Below are 12,104 nucleotides of genomic sequence, written 5' to 3' on the forward strand. Positions count from 1 at the left end.
AACATCAGAACGTATTTTAATTAATGTCTCTATTTGACTGGTTTGCAAATCGACAAAAATCAGTTCCCATTAGTCCCGAACGCCAAGAGCGAGAAATTGCCGATGGTTTGTGGGTCAAATGTGAAAAATGCGGTGCATTAACTTACACCAAAGACTTACAGGCGAATCTTATGGTGTGTCTGCAATGTGACCATCACATGAGGGTCTACAGTGACGATCGCATTAAACAACTGATTGATGAAAATACCTGGCAGCCCATTGCTGCTAATCTGTGTTCAGTAGATCCCCTGAATTTTCGCGATCGCAAACCCTACAGCGATCGTCTGCGAGAATACCGGGAGAAAACAGGTCAAATTGATGCTGTCCAAACGGGGACGGGTTTATTGAATGGGGAATCGATCGCCCTTGGGGTGATGGATTTTCAATTTATGGGGGGTAGTATGGGTTCGGTGGTGGGAGAAAAACTCACCCGGATGATCGAATATGGGACTGAGCATCAATACCCGGTAGTGATTATCTGTGCTTCCGGGGGGGCTAGAATGCAGGAGGGAATGTTAAGCCTGATGCAAATGGCCAAAATCTCGGCAGCTTTGGAACGACATCGAGAGCAAAAACTTTTGTATATCCCTGTACTGACAAATCCTACTACTGGAGGGGTGACGGCTAGTTTTGCGATGCTCGGTGATCTGATTCTAGCTGAACCCCAGGCAACTATTGGTTTTGCGGGTCGTCGGGTGATTGAGCAAACCTTGCGAGAAAAACTACCTGATGATTTTCAAACTTCTGAATATCTGATGGCTCATGGGTTTATTGATGCGATCGTCCCTCGCACTCAGCTTAAAAAAACCCTCACCCAATTGATTAAGCTGCACCGACCACCACAGCCTACCGGAAGACCTTTTGTAAAATTGTCGGACTCTAACCCTAAGTCCCTCAGCCATGTCCATCGTTCTGAGGAAACCCAACAGCATCGATAATCTCTAAATCAGTGATTTGATAGTACCCACTACTGCATATAATTGGTGGGTGATGCCGGTTTTGACTAATTGTCATCGGTTTTTGCTCATTTGTCTAGGGCCCAAATGGCCTCGGACTACCATTTGGCGATCGCACAAGTGCTTAATCAGATAGTAGATCCAACGATTGACAAAGATCATTTAACACAGGACTATTGAGATCAGACTTCTGAGACAGAATCGCTAAAAACCAGGATCACAACTGCTCAAGATTGCCGATTGAGTTGTTGCTGTAGTGCGTTCTATAATCATCTAAAAGTTAAGGAGAACCATGCTAAAAAGGTACATTTGGTTGGCTGTTGCCACTGTATTCTTCACCTTTCAAATGTGGGTGGGTAATGCAAACGCTTTGGAATTGACTGAAGAATTGAGAACCTTTCCCATCAATGCTCAAGGCGATACTGCTGTCTTGAGTCTCAAAGAAATCAAAAAAGGCCAACAAGTATTTAACGCCGCCTGCGCTCAGTGTCATGCGCTGGGTGTGACTAAAACCAACCCTGATGTTAACTTGAGTCCTGAAGCCCTGGCTTTGGCTACTCCCCCCCGCGATAACATTGCAGCCTTGGTTGATTATATCAAAAATCCCACCACCTATGATGGCTTCGTCGAGATATCCGAACTGCATCCTAGCTTGAAAAGTTCAGACATTTTTCCCAAGATGAGAAACATCTCCGAAGATGATCTGTATAATGTAGCGGGTTACATTCTCTTACAACCCAAGGTTCGCGGTGAACAGTGGGGTGGTGGTAAATACCTCCGTTAATCTTTCAGATTGAAAGATTGACCTAACTAGATTTCTGACTTTAGGTTTTGGTTTTTGGTGGCTACTAAGAAGGGTTACTAAATACTCTGAAATTGTAACCACTAAAGTCCGCGAATTATCTAGGATAATCAGCGGAGCTAAAATCTAAAGTCTCCGATTTAACTGCTGATATTAAATACCTCAAATTTCCATGTTTCGTAACCGTTTTTTGCGCTCTCTACTGCTCTTATTTATCACCAATATAGTAGGATGGCTGATTTTTAGTTTCCCGGTTCAAGCTCAAAATGTTGACCCTTATGTGTTAAGATATCTGACTGATGAACCTGTGGAAATACAGAGCGATCGCCAAGGGGGAACCCAGACCTTTTCTGTAGAAGATCTATCAGCGGGAAAAGTGTTGTTTACTGATAGTTGTTTAAACTGTCACGCTGGTGGTGTAACTATTCCTTATCCGACGGTTTCCCTGTCTCTGGAAGACCTGAAAGGAGCCACACCTCCGAGGGATACTATCAAAGATTTAGTGGCTTATATGAGGCATCCCGTCAGCTATGATGGTAGTGATACTAACTACTGGTGTCGGGAAATTCCCGAAAATTGGCTTTCGGATGCAGAAATTGATAACTTAGCGGCTTTTATCTTACAATCAGCCATTAAAGCACCTGGTTGGGCTAAAAACTAAAAAAATCGGGTAATTATAGCCAATTACCCAACCCTAGTCAGGGGGTGATTCAATTAGTTAGGAGTAGCTAAATATCACCCTTACAGCGGGTTAAATAAATCTGAGCGACCTTATCTTGGGGGTTCTGTTCTAAACAGGATTCAAAAAGTGCGATCGCCTCAGAAATCTCGCCTAAATAATAGTGTAATAATCCTCGCTCAAACATAGTTTTTGTGGCTTGTTTTCCCGCGCGCAAGTCGGGGGGGTCAGCATCAAAGACCTCAAACACAGAAACCATTTCTAACTTCCCCTTAACCTGAACATGATCAATAAGACGGATACCATACTCATTAATATGGTTAAGTCGGACAAATGTATAGTGAGAGATTAATAGAGATACGCCGTAATTTTTAGTTAATCCTTCCAAACGGGAAGCCAAATTAACCGCATCACCAATTACAGTACCATCCATGCGCGATTTTCCCCCCACAGTTCCTAACATCAATTTTCCGGTATTAATACCAATACCAATTTCAATAGGGGGACGATAGGTAGGTTTTGTGGGGTCGGTACGCCGTCGAGTTTTGTTGTATTCTGCTAGTAGGTCAAGCATTCTAATTCCGGCTCGCAGAGCATCATCGGCGCTGTGGCTAAAGAGGGCCATAATTTCATCACCAATGTACTTATCAACAAAGCCTCGATATTCGGCGATCGCTGGTTCTACATGGGACAAATAAGCATTAATAAACTTAAAATTATCCTCTGGGGTCATTTGTTCCGAGAGGCTAGTAAAATCGCGGATATCAGCAAATAAAACCGACATTTCCTGTTGAACATTATCCCCCAGTTGAACATCAACAATGCTATCTTTACCGAGATATTGTAGAAATTGGTGAGGAACAAAGCGGAAAAAGGACTGGTTGAGTTCAAATAATTCGGAGGTAAAACGTTCTAGTTCAGCTTCAGCGCGTTTACGTTCAGTGATATCTTCTACAAACCCTTGATAATAGAGAATATTACCATTTTCATCATTAACAATTCTGGCACTTTCGGAAATCCAAATAATCTCACCATCACGATTATAAACCTGAGATTCAAACTTAGATATTTCCAGGCGCTCATGCAAAGTTTCTAATAATTCATCCCAACGATTAGGTTCAACATATAACTGTTTCTGGACATCAGTTATAGAAGACATCAGTTCCTTGGGGGATTCATAGCCATAAATCTTAGCCAAAGTGGGATTAGCATTAATAAACTTTCCATCAGGGGAAATTTGAAAAATCCCTTCCAGAGCATTCTCAAAGATACTGCGATATTTGCGTTCAGTCTTACCCAAAGACTCAATCAAATTGGCTTGGTCTTGGGTAAGTAATTCTAAGGCGCGGTTCATCTCCTGAAGCTGAAAGTTTTGGTCAGCGAGTTGCTTTTGTTGTTGGAAACTGTTAATAGCTTCAGTAATGGTTAAACTCAAATCTTCATTTTCCCAAGGCTTAGAAATATAGCGATAAAGTTTAGCATATTGAATAGCATTAAATACCCCATCAATATCAGCATGACCCGTGAGCATAATATTCATAGTATGGGGGGATAAATGATGAATAACTTTTAATACTTCATCTCCCCGCAAACCCGGCATCATATAATCAGAAATGACTACCGCCAATTCTTCCCCAGCTTCTATCAATTCTTGAGCTAATTTAATTCCTTCATTGCCACTACCAGCAAATTCAAATCGATATTTTCCGCCCAATGTTCTCCGAAGCAGTCGCCTCAGAGTGTCCAAAATCATAGGTTCATCATCGACACAGAGAATAACTGGTTTGGTCATTAGTCAATAAGGAAACGGGGGAAAATTAAAAAGTGTGCTGATGATTAGGAGCGACCATCTCTGTTTTCCTTGTTTTAGGTCAGGATAGCTGCTTTTTGTACACCCCAAACACACTTTACACCCTACAGCCTCAACTGTTATTGTGCCATTTCCTCAAGTTCATGGATACGCTGTAAGGCATCCTGATGAGAATCTGAACGTCCCAGTTGTTGATAAAGTTCTGCGGCTTGGCGAAAATCAGCTAAGGCTTCCTCAAATTCTTGGCGACGGATATGGCTGAGGGCACGATTATAATAGGCATCAGCAAAACCGGGATTAAGTTCGATCGCCCTAGTGTAGTCAAGAACGGGATTGGGGCCACGGGTCGGTTCATTAAGCACCAATAGTGTCCGCGCCAATCCCAAATTAAAATAGGTTTCCGGGGAATTAGGATTCAATTCTAGGGCTCGGTTAAAATCAGCGATCGCCTCCCACGCATAACCGCGATCCAACCAACTCAACCCCCGAAAGTAATAGGTTTCGGCATTTTGGGGAGTATCCAACGACACAGGAGAGGCTTCTAGGGCTTCCCAATCCATTTGTAAATCACTAGGATTTAACTGGGCTTGTGATAGTTGTTCGAGAAACAAATTAATGGGAACGGCGGCATTAAACCCAGTTTTAATGGGGGTAACATCTCCAGAACGAGTTTGAGCAAATCCAAACTCCCCTTGGCCGTGTAAACCCACCACACGGCCTTGAGAATCAAATACCGGACCCCCACTCATACCACTCCAAGTAACAGCCTGATACCGCAAATTATAGCCTTCTGGGCGATTTTTAGGGCGACTGGTGACCAATCCGGGGGAGAGTTCTGGTTCCCGTGCCGCGCCGGTTAACCCCCCAGTAGCCGGATAAGCATAGACATAAATCTGAACCCCAATCACTACCTGTTCAGAATCGCCTAAAGTGGCGATCGGGTATTCCTGGTTACTTTCAAATCTTACTACTGCTAAATCGGGTTCATCACCTGTAGTTTGCAGTCTAGTCACACTGGTGACCGGGTGACTTTGACCATCATGGGTGCGGATATTGTAGGCGACATCAGGTGCTTTGACTACATGATTCACGGTCAGGACTGTATAGATATGATCTTGTCTAGCGATAATTACCCCAGAACCGTCTCCCAGGGCACTATTAATTTGAACTGTAATGGGTGCAGCGATTTCCGCGACTTGCTGGGCGCTTTTAGTAGCTAGGGCGACTTGACAACTTATGACCACGGCGGCAGTTGTTGCCATTCCGGTTAAAATGGCGGTGAGGGAATCAAAGCGAGAAAAACCCAAGTTGAACATGGTTATATCCCTAAAATTTAATTAGTTAGTCTATGGTAATATGACGTAAACTCAATCAAGTTTGTTCGAGGTAGTTACCGGAAACAAAGGGTTAAATTGTACTTTGATAGGGTTCCGGTACAGGGTAGGACTTCCTGCCTACATTTTATCTATGATAGCCTGAGTGAGTCCTTCTAGGGTATATTCTTTGGCTTCAATATCAACCCTTCCTAGGAGAGTTTGGCAGGTCTGGGAGGTCTGGGGACCAATAGAGGCGATCGCCACTCCGGTGACTAAATCTCGCCAGGAATCACCCGCAAAGCCTTCTAGGAGTTTACAGAAATTTTTGACAGTCTTGGAACTGGTAAAGGTGGCAATACTAATTATACCATTTTCTAAGGCTGATTGAACATTCGGATCGATGGTATCTGGACAAGCGGACTCATAGGCGGGAACCTCTACTACTTCCGCACCGGCTTGGGTTAATTCCTTAACTAATATCTCCCGACCTCCGGTTTCTACTCTGGGAAATAATAGACGTTTTCCGCTAACTGATTCGGGGAAGTTTTCGACTAGGGAATCAGCGATAAAGTCCGGGGGGATAAAATCAGGATTTAGTCCCCATTGTCGCAAAACCATAGCGGTTTTTTTGCCGACCACAGCAATTTTAGTGCTGGCTAAAATGCGGGTATCTTTACCATTAGCTAAGAGTCTTTCAAAAAAGAATGATACAGCATTAGCAGAGGTTAATAATAGCCAGTCAAAAGGCTTTGATGTATCAGAGAAGGCGATCGCTTGATCAAGGGGTTCCCAAGTAGAAGGAGGTCTGATCATTAGGGTAGGCATTTCTAGGACTTCAGCCCCTTTTTGTTCCAGCAAACTGCGAAACTCGTTTGATTGTTCCGACGAACGGGTGACTAAAATGGTGTGATTAAGTAATGGACTCAGCATAATTCTTGAGTGGTTATGGCGAGGCTGTAGATAGGTTTGCAGTTGCACGACATTCCCCACAACTATGACACTGGGAGATAAGGATTCTCGTGATGTTTTATGTACAATATCATTTAAGGTGCCAACGATTACCTTTTGATTAAAGCGACCGCCATTTTTAATAATCGCTATGGGAGTTTCAGGCGATCGCCCATGTTGTCTAAGTTGGTGTACAATCACAGGTAAATTTCGCGCCGCCATGAGAATAACTAAAGTTTCGAGTTCCGATAAACTCGCCCAATTTAGCGCTTCTGGCTCATGGGCTGTCATGACTGCAAAACACCGACTCATGACTGTATCAGTGACAGGAATACCAGCCAGTAGGGGGGCGGCTAATGCTGAGGAAATACCTGGGACTACCTCAAATTCACACTTAGCAGCAATTAAGGCTTGAATTTCCGCACTAGCGCGACCAAAGATAAATGGATCGCCACCCTTTAGTCGCACCACCAGTTTTCCTTGTTGACAATATTTTACTAATAAACCATTAATTTCGCTTTGGGGCGTACTGACTTGGCTACCTCGCTTTCCCACATATACTTTCAGACAATGGGGCGAAATTAGGGGTATAATTGACTGATCAACTAGGGCATCATAAACTAGGACTTCAGCCTGCTTTACTAATTGATAGGCTTTTACAGTCAAATAAGCTACATTTCCTAATCCCGCCCCTACTAAATAAACTTTTCCGGTTAATTTGGTCATGGTTTCTCTCTACTGCACACCTACTCACCTATAGTGCCCAAAATCTCTGATTCTCATATTCAATAGTACCATTAGCCGGTTGTCAGACTGTCACAGCGATCGCCATATAGGTTAACACCTTCTGCATAATAATGATTACCACCTCTGAGAGATTATACCTGAACTCTTGGCTAGGGGGGGAGTACGAACTGTCAAAATTTTATATTTGCAGGGATTTTTAGTATGAAGTTACCATTTAATTTCGGTGTTTTGACTGCTGGATTTGTTGTGATTTTACTGCTGACTTTTTCCATACTTCAGTGGCTCAATATTCCCAGTGGGAGTTTTTTGGATTGGATTATTGGCGGCATTACTTTTGGGTGGCTATTGTTAATAGTAACTGTGCCTTGGAATATACACTTTGATGCTAAGGAAGTTCTGGCAGAGGCGGCGGAGTCCGACAAAAAAGGGATTCCGATTGAACCCAGTCAGCGTTCTTATGTGCATAAATTAGTTGGTCGTTCTTTGTGGGCGGCGATCGCCTTACATATAGCTAGTGCGATCGTGCTTTTATGGTTATCATGGGCGGGAATTAGTGTAGTTGGATATATCGGCTCTGTAGCGGCATTATTACTAACCATTTTACGTCCATGTCTCCGAGGTTATCAATACTTAGTAGCCCGTTTATCAATGGTGCGTCGGGAGTTTTCTTATCCCCGCGAGGATGTAGTAGAATTGAGGGGTAGAGTAGAATTTATTGAGGCTTCATTAGAGCAAATCCAGAAGAGTCTTGACCCCAATAAATCCAATTCTTGGGCATCTAAACAAAACGAAAAATTGTCTTTTTGTCAAAATGAAATCACCCGTTTAGCTGCCGATATGCAAACTCTCAAAGCCACCAACCAATCCGAACATGAGCGCCTTTCTCGTACCGCTGAAAAAGCGATCGCGCAAATTACAGAAGACAGCCAAATCCTCAATAACGTGAGGGAAATTATCCGATTTTTCAAAGAAGCCTGAGCATGGCTGGAAAATCTTTCACCCATACCCAGCTATAATTGATAATTGTAGGGACGCGCCTGGGCTGTCAATCCTCAACCTTATCAATAAACCCGCCCCACCGTTTCTTTGAGAAACCCGCCTACAATTAATTGCGTTTGGTTATTGTTTATGGGTCTTCTCGCTTCTGTGTCCGTGTCTTGGTCTTGGGGGAGTTCTCCGGCTTCTGTTTCTGGTCTGGCTCCTTTTCCTGGGTCGGTTGTGTTATGGGCTTCTGGGGCTGGTGCCTCCTTCGTGGGTGTGCGTCCTTCTTCCCGGTCCTTCTCTCGCTGGGTTGGTGTGGTCTGGTTTTCCTCTCGTCGGGCGGCTGTCTCCTTCGGGCGTGCGGTGTCTTCCGAGGCTTTTGGCGGCGGGGTGGTCACTGTTCGTCCGTGTCGGTGTTGGTGGGTGGTCTCGGTCCCCGTGTTTGTCAGATCTGTTGAGAGTGGTCGGTTTGGTCGGGGCTTACCTCTGTCGGTGTGGGCGCTGTAGGGTGCGTGACATCCAAAACTATCGGGAAAAACAACCAACTCTGGGGTTGGGTGGAGGTAACGAAACCCAACGCCACCATTTCTAACCTTCTGTTGGGTTTCACTGCGTTTCACCCAACCTACAAAGTTGAGTTTCACGGTCGTTTCACACCACCATTAGTTGAGTAGGTTGGGTGGAGGTAACGAAACCCAACCCCACCATCTCTAACCTTCTGTTGGGTTTCACTGCGTTTCACCCAACCTACAAAGTTGAGTTTCACGGTCGTTTCACACCACCATTAGTTGAGCAGGTTGGGTGGAGGTAACGAAACCCAACGCCACCATTTCTAACCTTCTGTTGGGTTTCACTGCGTTTCACCCAACCTACAAAGTTGAGTTTCACGGTCGTTTCACACCACCATTAGTTGAGTAGGTTGGGTGGAGGTAACSAAACCCAACGCCACCATTTCTAACCTTCTGTTGGGTTTCACTGCGTTTCACCCAACCTACAAAGTTGAGTTTCACGGTCGTTTCACACCACCATTAGTTGAGTAGGTTGGGTGGAGGTAACCAAACCCAACGCCACCATTTCTAACCTTCTGTTGGGTTTCACTGCGTTTCACCCAACCTACAAAGTTTAGTCGTAGTGATGATTGGTTGATGTAATTATTCTCATTTTTTGCCCCCTTCACATCTGTACAATCGCCAACCTCATAAAAAGACTAGCACTGTGATATACTTTTATCACTATGTCAGCACATTCTCTGATCGGCAGTTTTGGGTTTGCTCAAGTCTGAACTATAATGCGATTTCAGTTATCTTCCCAAAAATTATCTACTCAAGCCTTACAATGGCGCTATTTTAGCTTGTCTTGTGTCTCTTCTCCCCTTGTCGGTGCTTATTTATTAGGACATACTTCTGCTAGTTTTGGGTGGAAATGCCTAATTTTATCAGCGACGGGTATTCCTTGTCCTACCTGTGGGATGACTCGTGCTTTTGTAGAAATTGCTAGGGGGAACCTCAGAGAATCTCTCTCCTATCATGGATTGGGAATATGCGTTTTTGTGGGTTTTTTATTGATGACTATTCATTTATGTATTGAAATTTTAACCCGTCGTTATTTGTCTAGTTCCTTGCATGATTGGTTATTCAACCATAAGATGGGGTTGGTAGGATGGTTTCTCATCGTCTTATTGGGTTATCATGGAATTCGTTTGGCTGTTTTCTTCACAACCGGGGAACTCACCCTAAACCTGGCTTTCATATAACATGGGTAATATCACAAATAATTACTGAATGTAAACAAACATTAAACAAATATAAATTAATTCTATAATTTTCCTGAGATGCTCCCAATTGGGGTTAGTCTAAAAGAAAATTAGTTAGGGGTCAAGACAGATGTCAGAACCTACATTACAGGAAGCCAACAGTAAGAAAATTGCTGCTGGAGTTTTGGGAATTCTTTTGGGTGGATTGGGGATTCACAAGTTCGTTTTAGGATATAGTACAGAGGGGTTAATTATGCTGTTGTCAACCCTATTCACTTGCGGAGTAGCAGCAGTAGTTGTAGGTGTAATCGGTTTGGTCGAAGGAATTATTTATTTGACTAAGAGTGATGAAGAGTTTTTGCAGACTTATATGCTCAATAAAAAAGGATGGTTTTAACGCCTATAGACTGGTCAAATTAAAAAATCAGTATTATCTAACTATTACTGGTTTTTCCCTGGTTATATTTCAGGCACTTTATCAAAAATGTTGATTAAGAGAAAGACGATTTTATTAACTGGATTGACAGGAATCAGCCTCCTGTACTTTATAACTTTTTCCAGTTTTTCGTTTCCGGTATGGATGCGCGGTAATCTTGCCTTAATTCCCTTACAGGTGTTGGCTATTTTATACGTTATATACTGGAATAATCGACACTAAAATTGGGGACGGGTAAAATCAGGATACCTAAAAAGCAATATCAGGGATGATGGGTAAAGGTTTGGGAAAAGAAGCAATACGGGCTGCTCCCCAGGGCGATCGCATTTCCCCCGTAGTATTAAATCTTTCCCCCATACCCGCCTCTTTTCGGTAGTCAGTTTGTTGGGTTTCACTGCGTTTCACACCACCATTAGTTGAGTAGGTTGGGTGGAGGTAACGAAACCCAACGCCACCATCTCTAACCTTCTGTTGGGTTTCACKSNCGTTTCACACCACCATTAGTTGAGTAGGTTGGGTGGAGGTAACGAAACCCAACGCCACCATCTCTAACCTTCTGTTGGGTTTCACTGCGTTTCACACCACCATTAGTTGAGTAGTTTCACACCACCATTAGTTGAGTAGGTTGGGTGGAGGTAACGAAACCCAACGCCACCATCTCTAACCTTCTGTTGGGTTTCACTGCGTTTCACGCCACCATTAGTTGAGTAGGTTGGGTGGAGGTAACGAAACCCAACGCCACCATCTCTAACCTTCTGTTGGGTTTCACTGCGTTTCACCCAACCTACAAAGTTTAGCACTCGGCCCTTGGTCGCCACCTCACACTACTATCTCTAAATCATGTTGGGTTTCACTGCGTTTCACCCAACCTACAAAGTTTAACTACTGTAGTGACGTTTTTTGTAGAAATATTTAGAAATATTTAGAAATAATTAAAAATATCGGAAAATATAATTGACTTATGATGGTTGTGTATAAAATGGAAGACAAGCGCCACGTATTCTATCAGGCTTATCACTGGGTTAGTCGGTCGGATGGTGTGATAGGCGATCGCCTTTTAAATTAGCAGTTGAGGGTCTTATGGTTATGGCTAAATTGTTAAAATGCAAGGAGTGTTTGATATGAGTCAATGGACTAAACTGACAACTTCCATTGTCACTGTCATATTATATGTTACTGTTAGTATTGGTTTCTGGTTTTCCTCTCCACCAGCTTTAGCAGCCGAGAAATCAATTATGACTGAGATTTCAAATTCTTGGAACCTGCGATCAGAATTAGTAGCAAGCATTTCTGTAACAGGTTTTATGGACTTTCTGGATCAAATCCCTGATAAATCTCAAATACAAAGCATGATTGAGAATGGGATTAAATCCAACAGCAAATATGTTACCAATTCTACTCGGAATTTTTTTAAGAAAAACTTGCCAAGTCAAGAGCAAATTTTGAAGGCAATCAATGATGCCCTAAAACAGACAGACGTTGCTAAAAAATTAGTTKCTGACACGACCAGTAATATTAGTTCCAGCTTGTCTGTCAAAAAGCTGGCGGATGATCTCACTCAGCTAGTTTCTCACACATCAAGCTATGGCAAAGAAATGCAAAAAATAGCCACAAAAACTCTTCCAGGTAAACTGGGT

Annotated in this window: 12 protein-coding genes; 7 read left to right on the forward strand and 5 right to left on the reverse strand. The window is 43.2% G+C overall.

Annotated features, from left to right (window positions below):
- Positions 1–23: 23 nt before the first annotated feature.
- The 3 genes from accD to psbV2 all read left to right on the forward strand — a co-directional run bounded on the left by accD (position 24) and on the right by psbV2 (position 2,458).
- A complete protein-coding gene (gene accD, locus B9T16_RS09185) occupies positions 24–977 on the forward strand; it encodes an acetyl-CoA carboxylase, carboxyltransferase subunit beta (protein ID WP_006616771.1) in 954 nt (317 codons plus the stop codon).
- A 310-nt stretch (positions 978–1,287) separates the two neighbouring features.
- On the forward strand, positions 1,288–1,779 hold the full coding sequence (psbV, locus tag B9T16_RS09190) for a photosystem II cytochrome c-550 (RefSeq protein WP_006616772.1): 492 nt from the start codon (positions 1,288–1,290) through the stop codon (positions 1,777–1,779).
- Positions 1,780–1,969: 190 nt separating this feature from the next.
- Positions 1,970–2,458 carry a photosystem II cytochrome PsbV2 gene (gene psbV2, locus B9T16_RS09195; RefSeq protein ID WP_006616773.1) on the forward strand — a complete coding sequence of 163 codons (489 nt, stop codon included), beginning with the start codon at positions 1,970–1,972 and terminating at the stop codon, positions 2,456–2,458.
- A gap of 67 nt (positions 2,459–2,525) precedes the next feature.
- Here the strand turns inward: psbV2 and B9T16_RS09200 are convergent, their stop codons facing one another.
- The 3 genes from B9T16_RS09200 to cobA all read right to left on the reverse strand — a co-directional run bounded on the left by B9T16_RS09200 (position 2,526) and on the right by cobA (position 7,276).
- Positions 2,526–4,268, reverse strand: coding sequence for a PAS domain S-box protein (locus B9T16_RS09200; RefSeq protein WP_035735750.1), 1,743 nt, complete (start codon positions 4,266–4,268; stop codon positions 2,526–2,528).
- Between the two features lie 137 nt (positions 4,269–4,405).
- A complete protein-coding gene (locus tag B9T16_RS09205) occupies positions 4,406–5,602 on the reverse strand; it encodes a tetratricopeptide repeat-containing serine protease family protein (RefSeq protein ID WP_006616775.1) in 1,197 nt (398 codons plus the stop codon).
- Positions 5,603–5,740: 138 nt separating this feature from the next.
- Entirely contained in the window at positions 5,741–7,276 is a 1,536-nt protein-coding gene (gene cobA, locus B9T16_RS09210) for a uroporphyrinogen-III C-methyltransferase (protein ID WP_410244596.1), read from the reverse strand.
- Positions 7,277–7,498: 222 nt separating this feature from the next.
- Between cobA and B9T16_RS09215 the strand changes: the two genes are divergently transcribed.
- Positions 7,499–8,275, forward strand: a complete 777-nt coding sequence (locus tag B9T16_RS09215) for a hypothetical protein (RefSeq protein ID WP_410244597.1) — start codon at positions 7,499–7,501, stop codon at positions 8,273–8,275.
- Positions 8,276–8,358: 83 nt separating this feature from the next.
- Here B9T16_RS09215 and B9T16_RS09220 read toward each other — a convergent pair whose 3' ends face one another.
- Positions 8,359–8,922 (reverse strand): hypothetical protein, encoded by a 564-nt coding sequence (locus tag B9T16_RS09220; protein ID WP_410244598.1) that lies wholly within the window; start codon positions 8,920–8,922, stop codon positions 8,359–8,361.
- A gap of 644 nt (positions 8,923–9,566) precedes the next feature.
- On the opposite strand from B9T16_RS09220, the gene B9T16_RS09225 reads away from it, so the two are divergent.
- Positions 9,567–10,031, forward strand: a complete 465-nt coding sequence (locus tag B9T16_RS09225; protein WP_410244599.1) for a DUF2752 domain-containing protein — start codon at positions 9,567–9,569, stop codon at positions 10,029–10,031.
- Positions 10,032–10,161: 130 nt separating this feature from the next.
- Entirely contained in the window at positions 10,162–10,428 is a 267-nt protein-coding gene (locus B9T16_RS09230; protein ID WP_410244600.1) for a TM2 domain-containing protein, read from the forward strand.
- A gap of 288 nt (positions 10,429–10,716) precedes the next feature.
- On the opposite strand, the gene B9T16_RS09235 is transcribed toward B9T16_RS09230, so the two are convergent.
- Positions 10,717–10,872 (reverse strand): hypothetical protein, encoded by a 156-nt coding sequence (locus B9T16_RS09235; RefSeq protein WP_014276054.1) that lies wholly within the window; start codon positions 10,870–10,872, stop codon positions 10,717–10,719.
- A 716-nt stretch (positions 10,873–11,588) separates the two neighbouring features.
- Between B9T16_RS09235 and B9T16_RS09240 the strand changes: the two genes are divergently transcribed.
- On the forward strand, positions 11,589–12,104 hold a 516-nt coding region (locus B9T16_RS09240), incomplete at its 3' end, for a hypothetical protein (protein ID WP_410244601.1).

The sequence above is a fragment of the Arthrospira sp. PCC 8006 genome, assembly GCF_046480465.1.
GTDB lineage: Bacteria > Cyanobacteriota > Cyanobacteriia > Cyanobacteriales > Microcoleaceae > Limnospira > Limnospira platensis.